General features: G+C 73.8%; 21 protein-coding genes. 13 read left to right on the top strand and 8 right to left on the bottom strand.

The window, feature by feature from the left end:
* Genes ABT041_RS23885 through ABT041_RS23875 form a run of 3 tightly spaced genes read right to left on the bottom strand, consistent with a single transcriptional unit; the run spans position 1 to position 4,057 of the window.
* Positions 1-1,695 (bottom strand): condensation domain-containing protein, encoded by a 1,695-nt coding sequence (locus tag ABT041_RS23885; protein WP_351187568.1) that lies wholly within the window; start codon positions 1,693-1,695, stop codon positions 1-3.
* The gene (locus tag ABT041_RS23880) at positions 1,692-2,993 is read right to left on the bottom strand and encodes a DUF6271 family protein (protein ID WP_351187566.1); all 1,302 of its coding nucleotides are present in this window, start codon (positions 2,991-2,993) and stop codon (positions 1,692-1,694) included. The genes ABT041_RS23885 and ABT041_RS23880 overlap by 4 nt, the downstream gene beginning before the upstream one ends.
* Positions 2,975-4,057 (bottom strand): phytanoyl-CoA dioxygenase family protein, encoded by a 1,083-nt coding sequence (locus ABT041_RS23875; RefSeq protein ID WP_351187564.1) that lies wholly within the window; start codon positions 4,055-4,057, stop codon positions 2,975-2,977. The genes ABT041_RS23880 and ABT041_RS23875 overlap by 19 nt, the downstream gene beginning before the upstream one ends.
* A gap of 286 nt (positions 4,058-4,343) precedes the next feature.
* Between ABT041_RS23875 and ABT041_RS23870 the strand changes: the two genes are divergently transcribed.
* The 5 genes from ABT041_RS23870 (at position 4,344) to ABT041_RS23850 (ending at position 9,160) form a co-directional block, all read left to right on the top strand.
* Entirely contained in the window at positions 4,344-5,201 is an 858-nt protein-coding gene (locus tag ABT041_RS23870; RefSeq protein ID WP_351187562.1) for a class-II aminoacyl-tRNA synthetase family protein, read from the top strand.
* Between the two features lie 51 nt (positions 5,202-5,252).
* Positions 5,253-5,483, top strand: a complete 231-nt coding sequence (locus ABT041_RS23865; RefSeq protein WP_351187560.1) for an acyl carrier protein — start codon at positions 5,253-5,255, stop codon at positions 5,481-5,483.
* Positions 5,470-6,105, top strand: coding sequence for a 4'-phosphopantetheinyl transferase family protein (locus tag ABT041_RS23860; RefSeq protein WP_351187558.1), 636 nt, complete (start codon positions 5,470-5,472; stop codon positions 6,103-6,105). The genes ABT041_RS23865 and ABT041_RS23860 overlap by 14 nt, the downstream gene beginning before the upstream one ends.
* Before the next feature lie 244 nt (positions 6,106-6,349).
* Positions 6,350-7,402 (top strand): AI-2E family transporter, encoded by a 1,053-nt coding sequence (locus ABT041_RS23855; RefSeq protein ID WP_351187556.1) that lies wholly within the window; start codon positions 6,350-6,352, stop codon positions 7,400-7,402.
* Positions 7,403-7,510: 108 nt separating this feature from the next.
* On the top strand, positions 7,511-9,160 hold the full coding sequence (locus ABT041_RS23850) for a glycosyl hydrolase family 8 (protein WP_351187554.1): 1,650 nt from the start codon (positions 7,511-7,513) through the stop codon (positions 9,158-9,160).
* On the opposite strand, the gene ABT041_RS23845 is transcribed toward ABT041_RS23850, so the two are convergent.
* Positions 9,137-10,807 carry an FAD-dependent monooxygenase gene (locus ABT041_RS23845; protein WP_351187552.1) on the bottom strand — a complete coding sequence of 557 codons (1,671 nt, stop codon included), beginning with the start codon at positions 10,805-10,807 and terminating at the stop codon, positions 9,137-9,139. The two genes, ABT041_RS23850 and ABT041_RS23845, sit on opposite strands and share 24 nt — an antisense overlap.
* A 237-nt stretch (positions 10,808-11,044) precedes the next feature.
* Between ABT041_RS23845 and ABT041_RS23840 the strand changes: the two genes are divergently transcribed.
* The 5 genes from ABT041_RS23840 (at position 11,045) to ABT041_RS23820 (ending at position 14,986) form a co-directional block, all read left to right on the top strand.
* On the top strand, positions 11,045-11,758 hold the full coding sequence (locus ABT041_RS23840) for a 4'-phosphopantetheinyl transferase family protein (RefSeq protein WP_351187550.1): 714 nt from the start codon (positions 11,045-11,047) through the stop codon (positions 11,756-11,758).
* A 129-nt stretch (positions 11,759-11,887) separates the two neighbouring features.
* A complete protein-coding gene (locus tag ABT041_RS23835) occupies positions 11,888-12,244 on the top strand; it encodes a hypothetical protein (RefSeq protein ID WP_351187548.1) in 357 nt (118 codons plus the stop codon).
* An 80-nt stretch (positions 12,245-12,324) separates the two neighbouring features.
* Positions 12,325-12,816: an SAM-dependent methyltransferase gene (locus ABT041_RS23830; RefSeq protein ID WP_351187546.1), complete on the top strand. Its 492-nt coding sequence runs from the start codon at positions 12,325-12,327 to the stop codon at positions 12,814-12,816.
* A gap of 59 nt (positions 12,817-12,875) precedes the next feature.
* A complete protein-coding gene (locus ABT041_RS23825) occupies positions 12,876-13,553 on the top strand; it encodes a response regulator transcription factor (protein ID WP_351187544.1) in 678 nt (225 codons plus the stop codon).
* Positions 13,550-14,986: a sensor histidine kinase gene (locus ABT041_RS23820; RefSeq protein ID WP_351187542.1), complete on the top strand. Its 1,437-nt coding sequence runs from the start codon at positions 13,550-13,552 to the stop codon at positions 14,984-14,986. The genes ABT041_RS23825 and ABT041_RS23820 overlap by 4 nt, the downstream gene beginning before the upstream one ends.
* On the opposite strand, the gene ABT041_RS23815 is transcribed toward ABT041_RS23820, so the two are convergent.
* The 3 genes from ABT041_RS23815 to ABT041_RS23805 form a co-directional block, all read right to left on the bottom strand.
* Positions 14,949-15,551, bottom strand: coding sequence for an SgcJ/EcaC family oxidoreductase (locus tag ABT041_RS23815; RefSeq protein WP_351187540.1), 603 nt, complete (start codon positions 15,549-15,551; stop codon positions 14,949-14,951). The genes ABT041_RS23820 and ABT041_RS23815 overlap by 38 nt on opposite strands.
* Before the next feature lie 127 nt (positions 15,552-15,678).
* Positions 15,679-17,076, bottom strand: coding sequence for an MFS transporter (locus ABT041_RS23810; protein WP_351187538.1), 1,398 nt, complete (start codon positions 17,074-17,076; stop codon positions 15,679-15,681).
* A 96-nt stretch (positions 17,077-17,172) separates the two neighbouring features.
* Complete coding sequence (locus ABT041_RS23805; protein ID WP_351187536.1) at positions 17,173-17,559, bottom strand: hypothetical protein; 387 nt, start codon at positions 17,557-17,559, stop codon at positions 17,173-17,175.
* A gap of 191 nt (positions 17,560-17,750) precedes the next feature.
* Here ABT041_RS23805 and ABT041_RS23800 point away from each other — a divergent pair, with 191 nt between their 5' ends.
* The 3 genes from ABT041_RS23800 (at position 17,751) to ABT041_RS23790 (ending at position 20,300) form a co-directional block, all read left to right on the top strand.
* The gene (locus ABT041_RS23800; protein WP_351187534.1) at positions 17,751-18,980 is read left to right on the top strand and encodes a serine hydrolase domain-containing protein; all 1,230 of its coding nucleotides are present in this window, start codon (positions 17,751-17,753) and stop codon (positions 18,978-18,980) included.
* 456 nt (positions 18,981-19,436) lie between these two features.
* Entirely contained in the window at positions 19,437-19,910 is a 474-nt protein-coding gene (locus ABT041_RS23795) for an ATP-binding protein (protein WP_351187532.1), read from the top strand.
* A gap of 66 nt (positions 19,911-19,976) precedes the next feature.
* The gene (locus tag ABT041_RS23790) at positions 19,977-20,300 is read left to right on the top strand and encodes a plasmid stabilization protein (RefSeq protein WP_351187530.1); all 324 of its coding nucleotides are present in this window, start codon (positions 19,977-19,979) and stop codon (positions 20,298-20,300) included.
* Here the strand turns inward: ABT041_RS23790 and ABT041_RS23785 are convergent.
* Positions 20,294-21,745 (bottom strand): carboxyl transferase domain-containing protein, encoded by a 1,452-nt coding sequence (locus ABT041_RS23785; protein ID WP_351187528.1) that lies wholly within the window; start codon positions 21,743-21,745, stop codon positions 20,294-20,296. The genes ABT041_RS23790 and ABT041_RS23785 overlap by 7 nt on opposite strands.
* Positions 21,746-21,755 lie beyond the last annotated feature (10 nt).

Raw genomic sequence — 21,755 nt, 5'->3', positions numbered from 1 at the left:
TCAGCTGCGCCGGTCCCGGCCGGCCCCTTCCCTGAGAATCCGCTGCCCGAGCCAGGCACTGGTCCGGTCCGTCTCCGCCGGCGCGTCCCGCACGATCACGTACCGGCGCGGGGCCAGGACGCCCGGACGGCCCGGCAGAGCGTCCATCAGCGCCGCGTGCGCCTGCGCGGCGGTGAGCGGGGAGTCCCCGCAGGCGAGGAAGGCGGTGAGGCCGTCGACGCCCCCGGTGTCGAGGGCCACGTGCACGGGTACGCCTCCGAGCGCCCCGCTCAGCACCTCCGCGACCTCGGGCGGGGACACCCAACAGCCGTCCACCAGGCTCCAGTCCGCACCGCGCTCGACCGGCCGGACACCGGTCACCCCGGTGAGCGCCGCCAGCGGCACGTCCTCGGTCGCGGCCGCTTCCAGGAGCCGTACCAGACCGGTGAGGAACCCCTCGGCCTCGTCCGGCGTGAACAGCGCGGGATCGACCCACATCCCGAGCCGGAGCACGGGCGCCGTCTCCTGGACGAAGGTCAGGACGCGCGTCGGCAGCACCTGCACCGGCCCGTGGGCCACCTCCAGTTCTGGCCCGTCGGCCTTCCCCGTGGACCCGCCCGGCAGCGTGCTGACGTCGTTGAAGACGACGTCGCGGGTGAAGCGGCTGCCCCGCTCGTACGTGACGGCGTCGATCATCTCCCAGAGGCGGAGCGCGTCGAACTGGCTGTGGCGGTAGGCGTTGAGCGCCGCTCCCCACGCCTTCCGCAGCAGCGCGTCGAAGGACGGCACCCGCACGTCCAGGGCGAGCAGCGCGTCCTGCGACACGGTGTTCACCGAGCGGGCGAGCCGGGGCAGGAACCGGTTCGAGGTGGGCACGGCGGCGACGCACGAGGACTGGCCCGTACGGTGGGAGATCAGCGCGCACCACGCCGTGAGCAGCACCGTGGACGGCAGACCGCCGGTGCGCTCCGCGACGAGGGCGAGCGCCCGGGCGCCCCGCAGCGAGCGGAGGGTCAGCTGCTCCGCCTCGACCTCGGCGCCCACGGCACCCGGCTCCGCGAACATCGCCTGGGGGCCGGTGCGGATGATCCGCTCCCAGTGCCGCAGGGAGGCCTCGGACCGCCGGAGTCCGCGCGGGGTCGCCTCCTCGGCGGCCAGGCCGAGCGGGGTGAAGGCCGCCACCGCGGGGAGCGTCCGGCCGGCGAGCAGCTCGCGCCAGTCCTCCTCGAGGACGGAGAGGGCGCTGATGTCCGTCACCGCGTGGCTCGCCGCGAGGGCGACGTACAGCGGCACACCCGCCACGGCGACGAGGGAGATCCGCAGGCCGAAGTCCCGGTCCAGGTGGAAGCGGCCGGCGCGGTCCCGGCGGGCCACGGCATCGGCATGGCGCGCGGCCTCCGGTGGGACCTCGTCATGGTCGAGGACGGTGACCGTGAACTCTCCTTCGGCCGCCACGACTTGCTCGCGGGGAGCCTCGCCGGCCGCGTGGGGGAAGGTCGTACGCAGCGCCTCGTGCCGTTCCACCAGGGCGCGGAGCGCGTCGATCACCGACTCGGTCCCGTTTCCCCCGGGCACGGGCCAGACGGCGTGGATGTTGATGTGCTCGGGCTCGTCCCGCAGCATGCAGCGGATCATGTTGGCCTGGCCCATCGTGACCGGGCCCCGGCGCTCCTCGCGGCCCGCGTAGCGCACGGTCACCGTGTACGTCTTCGTCATGCGAGGCCCTTCGCGGCGGCCGCGTGGACCAGGGGTGCCCAGGCGTCGATCAGGAGGGCGAACTCCGCCATGTCCTCGCGGACTTCGTCGACGAGTCGCTCGCGGCGGGCGGCGAGGAAGTCCGCCGCCTCGGCGTAGCGGCCGCCGAGCTTCCGGTAGGAGCGGTCGACGACGTCGAGCCGCTCGGTGATCTCCACCCGGTCGACGCGCGTGCTCTCCCGGACGAGTCCGGCGACGGCGGAGGCGCGGAGCCCGCCGCCGGCGTCGAGCAGTGTCTCGCCGGCCGCCGCCGTCCCGGCGTACACGGAGTGCAGGTGCGGGCTCGCGAGCAGGAACTTCGCGAACCGCAGCTGGTACGCGAGGAAGCCGCTGTCCGAACGCCGCTCGGAGGTGTGGAAGTTGACGATGTGCCGGTTGTGCAGCACGCCGGGAAGCCGGGCGTCGTGGACCAGGTGCAGGAGGAAGTAGTCGCTGCCGATGGTGTCGGTGGCCGGCGGCAGCGGCACCCGGCCGTACACCTCGCGGGCGAGGGCGATGTTGCACATGTCGACGCGCGTGGGGCCGACCGTGGTGAGTGTGGTCAGGTCACGGGTGTACGCGGCGGTCCCGGCGCCCCGGAACGCCTCGGCGATCAGGTTCCTGCGCCAGATCTCCGGATAGCCGTCCGGTACGGACAGGCCGATGACGTCCTCGTAGACGAGCGGGTCGAGCCGGCGGATCTCCGCGACGTCGACGGACATCTCGCCGACGAAGGAGCCGCCGACCAGGGCCACCGGCCGGTGGGCGCACGCGGGGTCGAGCCGGCTGCGGGACACGAGCCCCGCCACCTCGGCGGCGGGCCGGCCCAGGGCCGTGAGCTCGTGGTGGAGCGGGAAGACGGGCTCCCCGTCCAGGTACTGGTAGCGGCTGTCGGAGTCCCTGCGGTGCACCGACGCGCAGCCGAGCGCCTCCGCGAACAGGAAGGCACGGTCGGTGCAGGCGCCGTAGGACACCCGGGACGGCAGCAGCAGGCCGAGCAACCGGTCCGGTCCGGCGGCGCCGGACTCGCCGATGACCTCGCGCAGGAAGTCCCGCTGCGCGGTCTCGTCGAGGTGGTGGACGACCACGCCGGGGACGCGGGGGAGTCCGGCCACCGCCTCGCGGTGCTCGGCGAGCACCGGGGCCGCGGAGGAGTCCAGGATCAGCAGGTGCACCTCGACGCCGAAGTGGCGGGCGCCGTGGGCGGCTTCTTCGGCGACCGCCCTGATCGTGTCGGCGCAGGCGCGGTGGGTGGGCAGGGTCAGGCAGACACGGCGCACGCCGGCTCTCCGTCCGTGGCCTCGGCCGTGTCGCTCCAGGAGGTCAGCCCGAGGAGGCGGCTGCCGAGCTCGTTCAGGGTGGCCGTGGGGTAGCGCTTGGACTCGTGCAGCACGGGGTCGCCGACGAGGGTGCGGTTCCAGCGCGGGGTGCGCAGGTGCCGCCAGGACTCGACGCGGGACTTCCGCAGCTTCGTGTGCTCCTCGAGGGCCGGCATCATCGACAGGTACTGGACCGCCCGGACCTGGTCGGCCGAGGTGTTGCGGGCCACGCCGTGGGCGAGGAGACCGTTCCAGATCAGCAGGTCGCCCGGGTGCAGATCGGGGCGCACGACGGGGAACTCCGTCCGGTCCACGGCGGGCCGGACGGGGTCGCGGTCGGCCGGCTGGCCGGGCTTCCACTCCTCGAACCGCCGGAAGAGCTCGGGGCAGCACTGGAAGCCGCCGGACTCCGGGCGGGTGTCGTTGAGCGCGATGATCCCCTGGACCCGCTGCGGGGGCACCCCGAGCGTGGTGTCGATGTCCCAGTGCAGCTCGATGTCGAAGCCCCGGTCGGTGGGCTCGATCAGGGCGCGGTCGCGGTTGCGGACGTTGGGCGGGTTGAGGTTGAGCCGGTCCTGGGTGACCCACAGCTCCTCGCAGTCCCACACGTCCACGAAGGCGTCGTAGACGCGCTGGGCCTGGCGGCTGTCCCAGAGGAGCTGGTGGTGGTACGCCTCGACGAAGCCGTACACGTGCAGCTGCTGGTCCAGCTCGGAGCGGAACGGCCGGTCCTCGTACCAGCTGTCCGGCCGCTCGGGGTCGAGGCCCTGGAAGTCCCAGGCGAAGTCGAGCAGGCGCCGCGCGGCCTCGGCCGGTATCGCCTCGCGGACGACGACGTAGCCGTACGTCTGCCAGTGGGCGAAGTCCTCCTCGGACAGCACCCGCAGCGGCCGCGACTTCTTCAGCTCCCGCAGCGTGGTCGCGGCGAGGTACGACTCGCCGTCGGCGCTGAAGTACGGCAGGTCCGACGCCGCCCGGTGCAGATAGGGGCGGCGGACGGGGCGGTGCGGAGCGGGCGTGGGCATGGGGGTCCCTCCAGAGGCGGTGGCCGGAGGTCAGTCGGCCACGTCGTTCAGAAGAATTGGTTTAGACCAGCACTTCTGTCAAGTGGCGTCGGCATGTGTCGAGTTAGGAACCCGGAGGCACGGAGGTGCGGCGGCTTTGGTCTAGACAACCGTCGGCGAGCTGGCTTAGGGTCCCCATGCGCAGTCCGGTCCCTGATGGAGCATCAGGCGGCTTCTTCGCCGTGCCGTGGTCGACGAGGACCCCACGCCTTGACTGTCCGCCCATGCCCAGAGGGAGCGGTTTTCCATGAGCACACCCAGCACCACCGTCCTGCCCGACGGCGGCCTGAAGAGCCCGGGCGCGGGCCTGATCACCCTGGACCCGGTCCGCACCGCCCTGCTGCACGGCCTGGACGAACTGCTCACCGGGCTCGCCGCGCGCCTCTCCGCCCCCGAGGTGGTGGGCCCGCCGCTGCTCTCCGTGGAAGGCCTCGCGCGCCTCGACTTCTTCCGCAACTTCCCCCATCTCGGCGTCTCCGCCGGACGGTTCGCCCCCGACGCGCTCGACGGCCTCGCCGCCGGGGCATCGCCGGGCGACCTGCCGCTCCGGCCGACCGGCTACCTGCTGCCCTCCGCCACCTGCTACGGCCTGCTGCTCTCCCTGGAGGGACGGGACGTCGGCGAGGACGGACTGCGGCTCTCCGCGGCCGGCCGCTGCTTCCGCAACGAGACCCACTACGACGGGCTGCGCCGCCTGTGGGGCTTCCACATGCGCGAAGTCCTCCACCTCGGCACCCAGCAGGGCGCACTCGAACACCTGGAGCAGGGCGCCGAGTTCATCCTCGAACTCGCCGGACGCCTCGGACTCGACCTGTCCCGGGCCGTCGCCGACGACCCCTTCTACGACAAGGGCGGCTCCCGCGCCCGGCTCATGGCGCTCGACCCCGTCAAGCACGAGTTCAGCGCCCCCGACGGCACGGCCATCGCCTCCGTGAACCGCCACCGCAACTTCTTCGGCGAGCGCCTCGACATCCGGGCGGGCTCCGCGGGCCCCGCGTACAGCGCCTGCGTCGCCTTCGGCGTCGAGCGCTGGGTCCACGCGATGATCCTCGCCCACGGCACCCCCGAGCAGGCTTTCGACCGCCTGCGCGACGCGAGCGCCTAGGGCCTGTCCGTACTCCCGCACCCTCCGCACAGCAAGGAGCGCACGCACCCCATGGACCCCATCGCCTCGTGGCTGCACGAGAAGAACCCCGGCCTCGACGGGCCGATCGACGCCGACGAGGACCTCATCGAGGCCCGGCTCATCGACTCCATGGACTTCCTGGAGTTCATCGACCTCCTGGAGGAGCTCTCCGGCAGCTCCATCGACCTCCAGGAGGTCACCATCGACGACTTCCGCACCATCGGCCGCGTCCAGGAGCGCTTCCTGAGTGCCGCCCCGTGACCCGTCGCCCCTCCTCGCCGCCGTGGCGACCACCCGGGAGGTCCTGGACCATCCGGGACTGCACGAGGGCCTGCTCGCGCCCTGGGAGCGGCGGCGGCTCGACCGGATCCGCGTACCGGGCCGCCGGGACGACGTGACGGCGGCCCGCCTCCTCGTCCGGCTGTGCGTCGCCCGGTTCACCGGGCTCCCTCCGGAGGCGGCGGGCCCCGACCAGTACTGCGAGGACTGCGGACGGCACGGGCACGGCCGCCCGTACCTGAGCCGGCGGCCCGGACTCGGCGTCAGCCTGAGCCACGCCGACGGCCTCGTCGCGGCGGCCGTCGGCCCCGGCCCGGTCGGCGTCGACGTGGAGCCCGCGGCCCGCAGGCCAGGCCCCCTGCCCGTACTCCGCCGGCTCCTGCCCGCGGACGAACTGCGCGAGGCGACGGCCGCGCCGGACCCCGACGCGGCGCTGCTGCGCCTCTGGGTGCGCGGCGAGGCCCGCTTCAAGGCGGGCGGTCATGAGGCACTGCGACTCCTGGACTGGACCGACCGCGACCGGGCGGCCGTCGCCGCGGTCGCCGGCGCGGGCACGGTCACCGTCATCGCCTGCGGGGAACCGGGGGCCGGACGACCTGCGTGAGGACCTTCTCGCTCCGGTTGCGCTCCGACTGCGGGCACGCGCCGGCACCGTCCGCGGTGGACATGCCGCTCACCTCGGACCGGTACGGGCCCCGGTGGCCGGTGCGCCCGTCGGAGACGTCCGGTGGAGAGCAGCCGTCGGCCCCGGAGGCTCGGGGCACCGGACGGCTGAATGCGCGACCGGACCGGGCTAATCCCGTGCCGCGGGCGTGGCCCTGCGGACCCGCGGTGGTACGTCGATGGCCATGCAGCCAGCCACACCCCCGACGGTCACCCCCTTCCTCCGTACGGCCGCCGCCTACGCGTGGCGGCTGCTCGTCGTCGGCCTCCTCGTCTACAGCCTGTTCGCGGTGCTCGGGCGCTTCCACGAGATCGGCGTGGCCGTCTTCCTCGGCCTGGTGATCACCGCGCTGCTCCGGCCCGTCGCCGACCTGGTCGCCCGGTTCCTGCCCCGCCCCCTCTCGGTCGCGCTCACCCTGCTCTGCGGCATCGCCCTGGTCCTCGGGGTGCTCGCGCTGGTCGGCGAGGCGGTCGCGGGGGAGCGGACCACGCTCGTACGCGAGTTCCGGGAAGGGATCGGGCGGATCGAGGACTGGCTGGAACGGCCGCCGGTCCGGCTCGACCCGGACGCGCTCTCCGGCGTGCAGGAGAGGATCGGAGAGTTCCTCTCCAGCCACCGGTCCGCACTGATCAGCGAGGCGGTGAGCGGAGCCGGGCAGGTCGTCGCGGTCCTCACCACGCTGGCCCTCGGCCTGTTCAGCGCGGTGTTCTTCATCCACTCCGGGGACCGGCACTGGGCCTGGTTCCAGGACCAGCTGCCCGAGTCCGTACGCGACCGCGTCGCCGTCGGCGGGCGCGCGGCCTGGCGCACCTTCACCGGCTACACCCACGGCATCGTCCTGGTGGCCGCGGTGAACGCGGTGCTCGTCGGCATCGCCCTCTGGGCCCTCGGCGTCCCCCTCGCGGTGCCGCTCGCCCTCCTGGAATTCCTCGCGGCCTTCATCCCGCTCATCGGCTCGCCGATCGCCCTCGCGGTCGCCTCCGTCGTGGCACTCGCGGCGAAGGGTCCCCTGGTCGCCGGGATCGTCATCGCCCTCATCGTGATCATCGGTCAGATCGAAGGGCATCTGCTGCACCCCCTCGTCATGAGCTGGGCCGTGCGGCTCCACCCGCTGGTCGTGGCCGTCTCGGTGATCGCCGGCTCGATCGCCGCGGGCATCGTCGGCGCCGTCGTGGCCGTCCCTCTGGTCTCGGTGGTGTGGTCCGTCCACACGGCGCTCCGGGCCGCGCGCGCCTGAGTTCCCCGGCGCACGGGGTCTTGCGCCGGGCGTGCGGCCTCTCTACTCTCCCGGCCAATGGTTAGGAACATTTCCTAACGATTGGCCATGGAGGGAAAGGGAGTTGACATGCGTCGACGAAGCGTCTCGCTTCTCGGGCTCGCGGGTCTGCTGGCATTGCCCCTGACGGTCCTGCCGCAGGCGCAGGCCGCCGACGGCCTGGTGTCCACGGGAAAGCAGGCGACGGCCTCGTCCGTCGAGACCTCGGCCTTCGGGCCCGGACTCGCGGTGGACGGCAGCACGGCCACCCGCTGGGCGAGCGCCGAAGGGATCGACCCGCAGTGGATACGGATCGACCTCGGGGCGGACCACACCGTCTCCCGGGTGAAGCTCGCCTGGGAGGCCGCGTACGCCAAGACGTACCGCATCCAGACCTCGGCCGACGGATCGACCTGGACCGACGTCTACTCCACCACCGCGGGCGACGGCGCGACCGACGACCTCACCGTCTCCGGCAGCGGCCGCTACATCCGCATGTACGGCACCGGGCGCGGCACCCCGTACGGCTACTCCCTCTGGGAGTTCGAGGTGTACGGCGCGCCCACCGGCACCGGCGGAGGCGGCGGCGGACCGGCCGTCCCCTTCGGCAGCCACCTCAAGCCCTACGCCGCCGGCATCCTGAAACCCTCCGGCACCCAGGCGGCCCTCGACCAGAAGGTCGTCGACTACTACAACAAGTGGAAGGCCGCCTTCGTCCGGCAGAACTGCGGCAACGGCTGGTACCAGATCATCTCCCCCGACGCCGACCACCCGTACGTCGCCGAGGCGCAGGGCTACGGCATGGTCGTCACCGCCACCATGGCGGGCGCCGACCCGGACGCCAGGAAGATCTTCGACGGCCTCGTCAAGTGGAAGATCGACCACCCGTCCTCGGTCAACCCGAACCTCCTCGCCGCCGAACAGGACACCGCCTGCAAGAGCGTCAACGGCGGCGACGGCGCCACCGACGGCGACATGGACGTGGCCTACGGCCTGCTCCTCGCCGACAAGCAGTGGGGCAGCACCGGCACGTACAACTACCGGGACCTCGCGCTGAAGCACATCGCCGCCATCAAGAAGGACGAGGTCAACGCCACGACCAAGCTCCTGAAGCTCGGCGACTGGAGCAGCTCGGGCGACCAGTACTACTACATCACCCGCACCTCGGACTGGATGGCCGACCACTTCCGCGCCTTCCGCGCGGCCTCCGGCGACAACACCTGGGACGCCGTGCGCAGCGCCCACCAGACGCAGGTCTCCCGCCTCCAGTCCACCTACGCCCCCGGCACCGGACTCCTGCCCGACTTCGTCGTCGACACGAACACCACGCCCAAGCCGGCCCCCGGCCAGGTCCTCGAGGACCCGAACGACGGCTCGTACTGGTGGAACGCCTGCCGTACGCCGTGGCGCATCGCCGACGACGCGGTGACCAGCGGCGACGCCACGTCCCTCGCCGCCGCCCGGAAACTCAACGGCTGGATCAAGACGAAGACCGGCGGCGACCCGAACAAGATCGCCGTCGGCTACAAGCTCAACGGCACCCAGATCTCCTCGGGGAGCGAGGCCGCCTTCTTCGCCCCCTTCGCGGTCGCGGCCATGACCGACCCGGGCAGCCAGGCCTGGCTGGACGCCCTGTGGAACAAGATGGTGGCGACCCCGGTCGACACGAGCAGCTACTTCTCGGCCAGCATCCAGCTCCAGGTCATGATCACGGCCTCAGGCAACCACTGGGTCCCGTAGCGGGGTGTCCCGCCGCACGGACAGGGCCCTGAGATAACCGCTCAGGGCGGCGGCGGTACCCGAGAGCGGGAAGCGGGCGCCGAGCTGCCCGTCGGGACGGACGACGAGACCCGTCGCGCCGTCGGGGAGGTAGAGCCGCGCGAACTCCCCGGCGGCGTCGCGGTACACGGGCAGGGACGGGTCCGCGTTCTCGCCGCCCGGCCCCCGCGCACCGGCCGCGAGGATCGCCACCGCAGGCAGACCGGCGACCGCCCGTGCCGCCGCGGCGGCCCCGGCCAGCTCGGCCCCGTCCGGCCCGTACAGCAGCAGCACATGCCCGGCGCGCCCCCGCAGCACATCGAGAAGACGCAGCGGATAGCCGGCGATCGGGGTGATCAGGCCCGCGCAGTCCGGGGCCCGGTCACCAGGCTGGGGCGCCTCCTCGGGACCGTGACCGACGCCGGACAGCGGACCGCCCCGGTAACTCACCAGCAGCTGCGCCTCACGCAGGAGCAGCGTCCGCCGGTCCTCGGGGTCGGCCTCGATCCCCCGCACGGCGTGCCGTACGGTCCGGCCGACGACCTCCTCACCGACCGGACGGCGTTCGGCGTCGTACGTGTCGAGCAGCTCGGGCCCCGCCACGCCCCGCACCACGAGGGCCAGCTTCCAGGCCAGGTTGCAGGCGTCCTGCACCCCGGTGTTCATGCCCTGGGCGCCGGTCGGCGGATGGATGTGCGCCGCGTCGCCCGCCACGAAGACCCGGCCCCGGCCGTAGCGGTCGACGATGCGGTGGCTGATCCGGAAGACCGAGGACCAGCGCAGGTCCGAAAGCCGTGCCGGGCGCGGTGCGAGACGGTCGACGACGGCCTGGAGATCGGCGAGCCCGGGGCCCCGGCCGCTCTCCAGCCCGTGCGCCACACCGTCCGGCGCGGACGCCTCCCGGGAGGCGGCGAGTTCCGGCGGAAGTCTCATCGACATCCGGTACCGTCCCGCCCCCGGCAGCGGGATGCAGACCAGGACCTCCCCGGTGGACCCGTCCGCGGCCCGCCGACCGGACCGGACGCCGTAGCCGTGGGGCAGGTCCCAGTCGGCCACGACGTCGCCGAGCATGTACTCCTCCTGGAACGCACCCCCCTCGTAGGACAGGCCCAGCGTCTTCCGTACGACGCTGTGCGCGCCGTCGCAGCCGATCAGGTACGGCACCCGCAGCTCCTCGCCGGCACCGGACGCCGTGCGCAGCCGCGCGGTGACCCCGTCCCGGTCCTGGCTGAACGACTCCAGCGCGGTGCCGCGCTCCACGACCGTCCCCAGCCGGGCGACGTGCTCCTCCAGGAGCCGCTCCGTCTCGTACTGCGGCAGCGCCGCGAAGCCGTAGGGCACCTCCGGCGGCAACGCGAGCTCGATCCGGTCCCGCTCGCGGCCGTCGACGTACACCAACTGACCGCGCAGCGGCACCGCCGCCTCCAGGACCGCCCGGACCACACCCATCCGGTCCCACAGCTCCAGGGTGCGCGGCTGGATCCCGACCGCCTTGGCGTACGGAAGACGGGCCGTGAGCCGGTCGACGAGCCGGCAGTGCACGCCGTGCCGGCGCAGCTCGGCGGCCGCGCTCAGACCGGCCGGGCCCGCGCCCACGATCAGGACGTCGGTGGTGGTGCGGTGCGCCACGCGTGCCTCCAGGACTGACTCACCCCCCGACGGATCGGCCTGAACAATCGTCACCCGCGTCCGCCCGGTCGGCGAGCGGTACGGCCGTCCGGCTGACCTGTCGGCCGGGCCGGGTACTGTCGCGGCCATGCTCGAACTGATCGCTCCCACCGGCAGACGGCACACCTCCGTGCGCCCCTCGGCCCGCCGCCGGGGCGTCGCCACCCGGGCCCTGGCGGAAGCCGCGGGGCGTGCCGGATGATCGCGGAGCTCCTGCCGGACGCCGTCGCCTCCGCCTGGCGGGGTGACGACACGGAACCCGTCACCCTCTTCCCCGAGGAGGCCGCCGCCGTCGCGCGCGCCGTCGCCAAGCGACAGCGCGAGTTCGCCACCGTGCGGCTCTGCGCTCGGCTCGCGCTCGGCCGCCTCGGCCTGCCCGAGACGCCCCTCGTACCCGGTACGCGAGGAGCACCGCGCTGGCCGCACGGAGTGGCCGGCAGCATGACGCACTGCGCCGGATACCGCGCCGCCGCCGTGGCCAGGACCGCGGACGTGGCGTCCCTCGGGATCGACGCGGAGCCGGCCGAGCCCCTGCCCGACGGGGTCCTCGACGTCGTCTCCCTGCCGGGGGAGCGGCGCCGTCTGGACGCGCTGACCGCCGGCGTGCCGGGCGTCCCGTGGGACCGGCTGCTGTTCAGCGCCAAGGAGAGCGTCTTCAAGACCTGGTACCCGCTGAAGGGGAGCGAGCTCGGCTTCGAGGAGGCGTCGGTCGAATTCACGCCGGACCCGGACACGGACCCGGACCCGGACCCGGACCCGGGTCCGGATACGCACGGCCGGCACACGGGTTCGTTCACCGCCCGGCTCCTCGTCCCCGGCCCGGTGACCGGCCACACCCGGCACGACCACTTCACCGGCCGCTGGCTCGTACGCGAGGGGCTGGTCCTGACCGCGATCGCCCTGGCCCGGTAGGGCGGAGGGCGACGGCGGTGGGCGGTGGCCGCTCGTCGCACGGACCGAGCCTGGTCGCCCTCCGCACCGAGCCCGGTCGCCGTGCGGGTCGACGGAACCGCTCGGCGTGCCCGGGCGTCCGTCCCGGGCATGAGCGAGAACCCGTCACAGGAATCGCGGGACCGGGCCGAGAGCGCCGTCGGCTGCCTGCTCGCCGTCGCCGGTGTCGCGGCCGCGGCCGCCTTCGCGCTGCCCCGGGCCGCGTACAGCCTCGACGGCGGCTTCGAGTCGCACGCCCGTGACTGGGGCGTGATCCTCGTCGAACTGCCGCTCATCCTCTTCGCCGGTCTCGTCGTCCCACCGCTGACCTGGGCCGCCGCCGTCCGGTGGCTGCGGCCCTGGACGGCGGCGCTCGTCTGCGTCGCCCTCGTGGGCCTCGCGTTGTGGGGACTCGCGCTCTGGTGGCATCCGCCGCAGCCGGATCCGGGGTACGGGCCCGGTCTCTGACGGGCCCTCGGCCGGGTAGCGTGCCCCCGGGCGCGCCTCGTCAGGGGCGCGGCCGCGACCACGAGAGGACGAGGAAGCCCATGGCGCAGGAGCACAAGGAGCACACCCCGAGCACGGTCGTCTCGCAGCCCGTGGGGCATGTCGTCGGCGGGCGGGGCGAGGTGCGGGACGACGAGTGGGGGGACGTCGAGTCGATCGTCCGCCTCGACGGGGAGGCCTTCGGCCCCGAGGCGCTGGCCGGGCTCGACGCCTTCTCGCACCTGGAGATCGTCTACCACTTCGACCGGGTGAGCCCCGACGCCGTCCAGACCGGCGCCCGGCACCCGCGCGGCAACGAGGAGTGGCCGCTGGTCGGCATCTTCGCCCAGCGCGGCAAGAACCGCCCCAACCGCCTGGGCGTCTCCCGCTGCCGTCTGCTTCGCACGGACGGACTCGACCTCCACGTGCGGGGCCTGGACGCCGTCGACGGCACGCCGGTCCTCGACATCAAGCCCTACATGACGGAGTTCGGCCCCCAGGGACCGACCACCCAGCCCGCCTGGGCCGACGAGATCATGCGCCACTACTACTGAGCCCGGGGGCCGTCTCCTGGTGGTGAACCGACGTACGGAACCCGAACTAGGGTTGCCCCGTGCGTGTACTGCTGGTGGAAGACGACGAGCCGGTCGCGGAGTCCCTGCGGCGCGGGCTGCTGCGCTACGGCTTCGAGGTGGAGTGGGTCACCACGGGGACGGCGGGACTCGCCGTCACCACCCCGTACGACCTGGTCCTGCTCGATCTCGGCCTGCCCGACACGGACGGGCTCGACGTCTGCCGGGCGCTGCGCCGCCGCGGCGACGTGCCGATCATCGTGATCAGCGCCCGCAGCGACGAGACCGACCGGGTCGTCGGCCTGGAGATCGGCGCCGACGACTACGTCTCCAAGCCCTTCGGGGTGCGCGAGGTCATCGCCCGGATCAGGGCCGTGATGCGCAGGGTGCGGCCGGCGGAGCAGCCCACCGGACCCCAGCGGTACGGCGCCCGGCTGACCGTCGACCGCAAGGCGGCGCGCGTGTGGCTGGACGACTCCGAAGTGGCGCTCACGCCCAAGGAGTACGACCTCCTCGCGTTCCTCACGGAGGAGCCGGGGGCGCTGATGTCCCGCGAGCAGATCATGGAAGCCGTCTGGGACGCCAACTGGTTCGGGCCGACCAAGACCCTCGACGTCCACGTCGCGGCGCTGCGCCGAAAACTCGCCGGGGCAGTCACCGTCGAGGCGGTCCGCGGCGTGGGCTTCCGTCTGGTCGTGGAGCCCGCGGGCCGCCCGTGATCAGACGCCTCATCGTCAGCTACGTCGCCCTGGTCGCGGTGGCCCTGGCCGCCTTCACCGTGCCGGTCGCGTTCACGCTCACCGCCCAACTGCGCGGCGACACCGAGGAGTCCGTACGCCGCGAGGCCACCACCATGGCCCTGCTCCTCGGGGACGGCGACGCGCCCGCCCGGCAGGCCCTCGCCCGGATGGCCGGGGCGTACGGGGGCGAGACCCCAGGCACCGTGGAGGTGGTGGCCGCCGACGGCCGGAGCGCGATGGAGCCGCTGCCCCTGGCGGCGCACCCGGACGACCCGGCGTTCGGCGCGGCCCTCGCCCACGGCAGGACCACCGTCGACTGGGGATCCCGGCTCGTCTGGGGACCCGAACTCGTCGTCACCGTCCCCGTGTACGCCCGCCGCGGGGCGGATGAGCCGGAGCGGATCGTCGGCGCCGTCCGCATCCGCTACGCCACCGCCGACCTGAGCGACCGGCTCTGGCGGATCTGGGGCTTCCGGGCCGTCCTCGCCGTCGGCGTGCTCGCGGTCGCCGCGGGGCTAGGCGCGATCGTGGCACGACGCCTCACCAAGCCGCTGCGCCAGCTCAACGACATGGCCAGCCGGTTCGGCGACGGCGACCTCACCGCCCGCTCGCCCGTCACGGGTCCGCACGAGACGCAGACCCTGGCCCGCACGCTCAACCAGGGCGCCGAACGCCTCCACACCCTCGTCGCCTCGCAGCGCATCTTCGTCGCGGACGCCTCGCACCAGCTGCGCACCCCGCTGACGGCGCTGCGCCTCTCGCTCGACAACATCGCGGACGGCGTCGACGACCCGTTCGTCCGCGAGGACGTCGACCAGGCCACCGCCGAGGTCGTCCGGATGAGCCGCCTGGTCAGCGGCCTCCTCGTGCTCGCCCGCGCCGAGGCCAAGGTGTCCGCGCCCGAACCGCTGGCCCTGCGCGAGCTGGTCGAGGAGCGGCTGAAGGTCTGGCGTCCTGCCGCCGACGAACGCGGGGTGACCATCGTCCTCACCGGCGACGCCGAGACCCTGCCGCGGGTGCTCGCCGGGCCCGGCAACCTCGACCAGGTCCTCGACAACGTGCTCTCCAACGCCCTGGAGGTCTCCCCGGACCGGGGAACGATCACGGTGCGGATGGAGGCGGGCGGCCCCGAGGAGGCGGTCCTCGAGGTCCTCGACCAGGGCCCCGGCATGTCCGCCGCCGAACAGGCCCGCGCCTTCGACCGGTTCTGGCGCGGCCAGGGACTGACCGGGCGCTCGGGCTCCGGTCTCGGCCTCGCCATCGTCAAGCAGCTCGTCACGGACGACGGCGGCGGGGTGGCCCTGCGGGACGCGCCCGGCGGCGGACTGTGCGTACGGATCGTGCTGCGGACCGTGGCCGAGGGAACGCGCTGGATCAGCCCTCGGCCGGGAGCACCGAGGAGTGGTGGTTGACGATCAGCCACCGGCCGTCGCGCTTCTCGTACACGTAGGTGTAGCGGGCGTCGACCGGCTCGGTGACACCGGTCTTCGGGTCGGTGAGGTGGAAGCGGTAGAGACCGGCGTCGATCGCCGAGTCCGCGTCGAGGACGTCGATCTCCGTACGGATCTTCTCGCCCCGCGGCTTCTTCTGCAGGAAGTGCGCGAAGTAGTCGGCTATCTCCGCGTGGTCGGTGCGGATCCGCGGGGAGGCCGTCGGCAGCAGGACGGCGTCCTCGGCGTACAGGCCGGTGACCCGCTCCGGGTCGCCGGAACGCAGCGCCGCGTTCCACCGGTCGAAGAGGCCGGCGATCTCCCGCTCGGAGGGCTTGCCGCGCCGGTGGTCCCTCCCGGCGGCCCTGCCCTGCCGGGCGTCCGCCCCGGCGGCCTCGACCCGCGGGGTGTCCTTCGCGGCGGCCTCGACCTCCCGGTGGACCTGCTCATCGGCCTGCGCCACGCCGACCCCGGCGACGACGGTGCCGAGGGCGGCGACGGCGAGACCGCCGGCGAGGACGGCGCTGGTACGGGGTGTGCGCTGCATCAGAGGAGGCTCCTGATTCCGGTGAACGGGCCACGGACGCGGGTGCGTTCGGGTCCTGCCACTCTCGCCGCGCGTGATGCAGCCCCCGTACAGCGCACGTCAAGCGCCCGGCCAAGACTCGGGAAAGTCAGCCCCGGTTCCGGGCGCCCGCCGTGCGCGCCACGCCGAGCAGGAACAGCCCGCACGCCGACACGATCAGCCACCCGGGCCGGGTCGCGGCGGCGAGGGCGTCAGGTCCGGTGCCCGCGACGAGGCCGCCGGCGACGGCGATGCCCACCGCCACACCGACCTGACGCGACGTGGACGTGATCGCGCCCGCCACGCCGGCCCGGGCCGCCGGCAGACCGCCGACCGCGGTGTTCGTCAGAGGGGCGTTGGCGAAGCCGAAGCCGATGCCGATCAGCAGGAACGCGAGCAGGATCAGCGGCACGCCCGTGTCCCCGTCCAGGCCCACCAGGCAGAGACCGCCGGCGGCGGTGAAGCCGCCCGCGAGGAGCAGCGGCCGCCTGGGCCCGACCTTGCCCACCAGGACCCCGGACCAGGGCGCGCACACCGTCGCCCCGAGCGCCATCGGCAGGGTCGCGGCGCCGGACGCGAGCGGTGTCCAGCCGCGCGCCTCCTGGAGGTAGAGGGTGCTCAGGAGCAGGGTCACGTTGAGGGCGACGAAGACCGCCGTCGCGCCGAGCACCGCCGTGAGGAACGGCGGCCGGCGGAACAGGCCGAGGTCCATCAGCGGCTCGTCGCGCCGGAGTTCGACGCGTACGAAAGAAGCGAGGGCCACCGCGGTGAGCACGTACCCGGAGAGGGCCGCGGGCGACGTCCAGCCGATGCGGGGGCCTTCGATGAGGAGGCCGACGGTGAGACAGAGGACCAGGGTGAGGAGTGTCTGCCCCGGCAGGTCGAGACGGCGGGCGCGCTCGCCGCGGGACTCCGGCACGAACAGGGCGACCAGGACCAGGGCGAGGACGACCACCGGAGCGTTGATCCAGAACACCGCCCGCCAGCCGAACGCGGCGATCAGCGCACCGCCCGTGACCGGCCCCGCCGCCATGCTGAGCCCGAACACCGAGGCCCACACGCCGATCGCGCGGGCCCGCTCGCGGGGGTCGGGCATCGCGTTCACCACGATCGCCAGGGCCACCGGACTGAGCATCGAGGCCCCGATCCCCTGTACGGCCCGCGCCGCGACGAGCACGCCGAGGGAGGGGGCGAGGGCGCACACGAGGGAGGCCAGGCCGAAGACGAGCAGTCCGGTCCGGAAGACCCGGCGGCGCCCGAGCCGGTCGGCGAGGGCGCCGGAGACGATGAGGAGACTGGCCATGACCACGGTGTAGGCGTCGACGACCCATTCGAGGCCGCGGGTGCCGACGTCCAGGCCGCGGCCGATCTCCGGCAGCCCCACGTTGACGATGGTGGCGTCGACGCCCACCAGGAACATGCTGAGCGCGCAGACCGCGAGCACCGTCCAACGGCGGCGTGCGCTGAGCGGGGCGGGCGGTGGAGCGGGCCGGGATGTGGTGAGCACGTGGTTCCCCCTTCGTCGAGACCGGACGCTGCCCAGACTCGGACCGGGGGAGGGGAGTGGCAAAGAATTTTGCGAAGACCGCAAAAAGGGGCGGGCTCAGGCGGAGGTGAAGAGGTCTCCGGGGGCGTCGTCGAGGACGAACCCGTTGTCGAAGCGGACGCGGACCGTCAGGCGGAGCTTCCGTTCCTGGTACGCCATCCACGCGGGCTCCAGGGAGCCGACCTGCTCCTCCAGTTGGCGCCTGCTGCCCGGGGGCATCTGGTGGCCGAAGTCGTCGAGGAGCGACTTGAGGCGCTCGTACTCGCGGACCTCCTGGCTCTGCGGCCGGTCCTCGTCCACCCGCTCGACCGTGCCCTCGACACCGGCGGCCAGTGCCAGGAACCCGGCCCCCGCCTCGGGGGAGTCCTCGCCCGCGGGGACGACGAGCCCGCCCAGCCGGAGATCCGCCGTCAGCCGCACGCGCCGGCCCTCGTCGATCGTCATCGGTCCTTCGTCTCCATGGTGTCGGGGCTGCCATTATCCGACGCCGGCGCCTGGGGCCGTCCCGGTTACGCGCGTGGCCCCGTACGGGTGGACTCGCCGCCCACGTACGGGAGGGGAGGACCGCCGCCCCGGACGCCGGTGGTGATCTGGCCGTCCCGAAGCTCTCGCGACCCGGAAGAGGCGCCCCCCACATGAGACGTATCCCCTCCCGACGGCTGTTCGCCGCGACGCTGCTCGTGGCGTCCATGCTGGCCCCGCTGACGGCGACGCCCGCCGGCGCCGTCCACGCCGCCACCGCCGCGTCCACGTCCGCGCCCGCCGCCGGCGCCCGGTGGCACGGCGAGGACGACTGCCCGCCCGGCGGACTCGGCCCCGAGCTGACCGCCCGGCTCGACAAGGCCATCGAGGACGTCCGCAAGCAGGCCGGCATCCCCGGTGTCGCCGTCGGCCTATGGATGCCGGGCCGGGGCAGCTACGTCCGCGCGACCGGCGTCGCCGACAAGGTCACCGGCGAGCCGATGTCCACCGACGGCTTCATCCGGATCGGCAGCGAGACCAAGACCTTCACGGTCACCGCGCTCCTGAAGCTCGTCGACGACGGACGGATCGGGCTCGACGACCCCATCGCCCGGTACGTCCACGGCGTGCCGAACGGCCACCGGATCACCCTGCGCCACCTCGCCGAGATGCGCAGCGGCCTCTTCCCGTACACCTCCGACCCGGACTTCATCCACGACCTGCTCAGCGAGCCGCAGCGGTACTTCACCCCGGAGGAGGCGCTCGCGTACGGCTTCAGGCACAAGAACACGTTCAAGCCGGGCGCGAAGTTCGAGTACTCGAACTCGAACCTGGTGCTGCTCGGCCTGGTCGTCGAGAAGGTCAGCGGCCGGCCGCTCGCCGAGTTCCTCCGCAACCGGGTCCTCCGCCCGGCCCACCTGCGCCACACGTTCCTCCCGAGCGGGCCCGAGTTCCCCGAGCCGCACCCCCGCGGCTACACGAACCAGACGCTCGACGGCGCGGTCGTGGACTCCACCGACTGGAACCCCAGCTGGGCCTGGGCGGCCGGGGCGATGATCTCCGACCAGCACGACCTGCGCCACTGGGCGAAGGTCCTCGCCACGGGGGAGCTGCTGAGCCCCGAGACGCAGGCGCAGCGGCTCCGGACCCTGCCGACGGGCTTCCCCGGCCTCAGCTACGGGCTCGGCATCTTCGACGCGAACGGGTGGATCGGGCACAACGGCTCGATTCCGGGGTACGAGACGGTGACGGTGTATCTGCCGGAGCGGGACGCGACGCTCGTGATCATGATCAACACGGACATCACGAGCGGGGGTCAGGAGCCGTCGACGCTCCTCGCCCGCGCGATCACGTCGGTGGCGACCCCGGACCACGTCTACGCGAGCGCCATCCAACCCCGCTAGCCACCGGGGCGGTGCCACCCGCGTTGTGGGCATGCGTTCCTCCCCCGGACTTCGTCCGGGAGGTGCCCCCGGGGCGGAACGGGTGGGCACAACGGAACGGCGCCCTTGCCGGCGCCGGAGGCTCCCGCGCCTTGACCCGCACCACGGGTGGCGGCGCACGGGTGGTGCGGGTCCAGGCTCGGAACGTGGAGGCGCCGCTAGGGGCGCCGTCCCGTGTGCCCACCCGTCCCTCCCCCTAGGACTTCGTCCTGGGGGGACCCCCATGCGGGACGATTGCCCACACGGGCAGCGGCGCACCGCCCGCCCGGGCGCGGAGTCCCGTCGAGCAGCGCACCCACATCCCGCACGCGCAGCGCCCGTCGTTCACCCGAGCGGGATCATGAAAGCCCTGTTCGCGGCCCCAGCGGAGGTCGATCGGGCCCACGTGGCCGAAACTGGGTGGGAGGAGGTGGGCGAGTGGAAGGCGGTGACGACGGCGACGCCGGGCCCCCGCACCAGGTCCGCAGGCTCGTGCTGCACGGGACGCGCGGGGTCGTCTCGCGGTGCCGTGACTTCACGGCGGAGGCCCTGGCCGACTGGGGGTGGCTCCCGGCGGACGGCGAGGAGGCGGCGGAGCGGGTCGAGGACGTCCTGCTGCTGGTGTCGGAGGTCGTCACGAACGCCTGCCTGCACGCCGGCGGCCCCGAGGAGTTCGTCCTGCTTCGGCACGGGGACGGCGGACTGCGCGTGGAGGTGTCCGACGCAAGCCCGGAGCATCCGCGGGTACGGGCGGCCCGGTCTCCCGCGCTGCCCGGCGGGCACGGACTGATGGTCCTGGACCGGCTGGCGGGCGCCTGGGGCAGCCGGGACAAGGGTGCGGGAGCCGTGGGCAAGGTCGTGTGGCTGGAGGTCGGCGGCCCGCCCGTGGGGGCGAGGGGCGCACGGGAATAGATCCCGCCGGGGCGGGCAGCCGCCGCGCAGGGGGGGCAGTCGTCTCCGGACGGAGAGGAGCGGACCATGCCGCGCGGATCGAACGCCAAGCGGGAGCGGCAGTACGAGCACATCAAGGAGAGCGCTCTGGACCGGGGCGAGAGCCGGAAGCGGGCGGAGGAGATCGCCGCGCGCACGGTGAACAAGGAGCGGGCGCGGGCCGGGGAGTCGAAGACCGCGAGCAAGAGCTCGACGCAGGACATGTCCTCCTCGCGCCGCGGCGGCCTGCGCTCGCACAGCGGCTCGGAGGGTCCGACGTACGACCAGCTGTACGCCGAGGCCCAGCGCCGCAACATCCACGGCCGTTCCTCGATGGACAAGGCCGAGCTGAAGCGGGCCCTGGGTCAGTGAGAGGCCTCGGCCGCTCTTTCCACGACGCCCCGGACGACTCCCAGGTCCACCAGGTCCTGGGGGCGCAGGCGCAACTGGTCGGCGGTGGTCGCCGACTCCTCGGGGGCGCGCTTGAGGATCGCGGTGGCCGATTCGGGCGCGATGACGGAGAAGTAACTGTCGGGCGTGGCCCAGGTGTTGCCCGGGGCGGCGAGGGCGAGGGCACCTCCCGAACCGCCCTCGCCGATGAGCAGTGACGTGAGCGGGGTACGGGCGGCGGCGACGGCGCCGAACAGCTCGGCGATGGCCGTGCCCGCGCCCGCGCGCTCCGCCTCCGCGTCGTTCGCCGCGCCGGGGGTGTCGATCAGGGTGAGCACCGGGATCCCGAGGCGGTCGGCCAGGCGCACGAGGCGGGCCGCGGTGCGGAAGCCGGCAGGGCGGGTCGCGGTGCCGCACTGCGCGGCGTAGGCGACGGTGCGGCCGTCGGGGAGCCGCCCGAACCCGCACCGCATGCCGGGGTCGACGCCCCCACAGCGGTCGCCGGAGATCTCCTCGCGCAGGGTGAAGTGGGCGTCTAGGTACGCGCCGGCCCGGGGCCGGTCGGGGTGCCGCGCCCGCGCCACGGCCTCCCGTCCGCCGGCGGCGGGCGGCACCCCCGCGCCCCCGAGCGCGTCCGGGAGCGGCACCGGGCCCTCGTCCTTCCCCGGCCCCCCGAGCGCGTCCGGGAGCGGCACCGGGCCCTCGTCCTTCCCCGGCCCCCCGAGCGCGTCCGGCGGCGGCACCGGGCCCTCGGCCGGGTGGGTGAGGAGCGACAGCCAGCGTCCCAGGGTCTCGCGCAGCGCCCCGGGCGGCACGATCGCGTCGATGTGGCCGTGCGCGAGCTGCGCCTCCGCGGTGTACGCGGCGGGGTCCGCGTCCGGCGGGCGTACGCGGGAGCCGGCGAAGCCGACCTGTGCGCCCGGCAGGGCCAGGACGACGTCGGAGCCGGCGCCGAGGGTGGCCCAGCCGCCGCCCGTGGTCGGATCCCGCAGGACGGCGACCTGCGGCAGCCCCGCGGCCCGGGTCAGCTCGGACTCGCCGGCCAGGTGCTGGAGTTGGAGGAGGGCGCGCATGCCCTCGTGCATCCGGCTCCCGCCGGTGGCCGGGAGGACGACCACGGGCAGCCGCCGTTCCCGGGCCAGGGCGTGGGCGGCGGCGGCCCGCGCGCCGGTCCGCTCGCCGAGGGACCCGCCGAGGAAGCGGAACTCGAAGGAGATCAGGACCGCCGTCACCCCGCCCACGACGCCCGTGCCGCAGACCACCGACTCGGTCTCGCCGGTGCGCTCCGCGGCGCGCGCGTGCGCGGCCGAGTAGCCGGGCCAGCCGAGGGGCCCGTCGCCGGTCAAAGGGCCTTCGTCGAAGGGGAGTTCGTGGAAGTCGTCGGTGACGAGGGCGATCGCCTCGCGTGCGGTCCTCGGGTCGCTCATGCGGGCCTCG

Origin of the sequence: Streptomyces sp. NPDC002825 (assembly GCF_040295385.1) — a bacterium.
Taxonomy (GTDB): domain Bacteria; phylum Actinomycetota; class Actinomycetes; order Streptomycetales; family Streptomycetaceae; genus Streptomyces.
The sequence above is the reverse complement of the archived record's forward strand: the minus strand, read 5'-3'. Positions and strand labels throughout refer to the sequence as shown.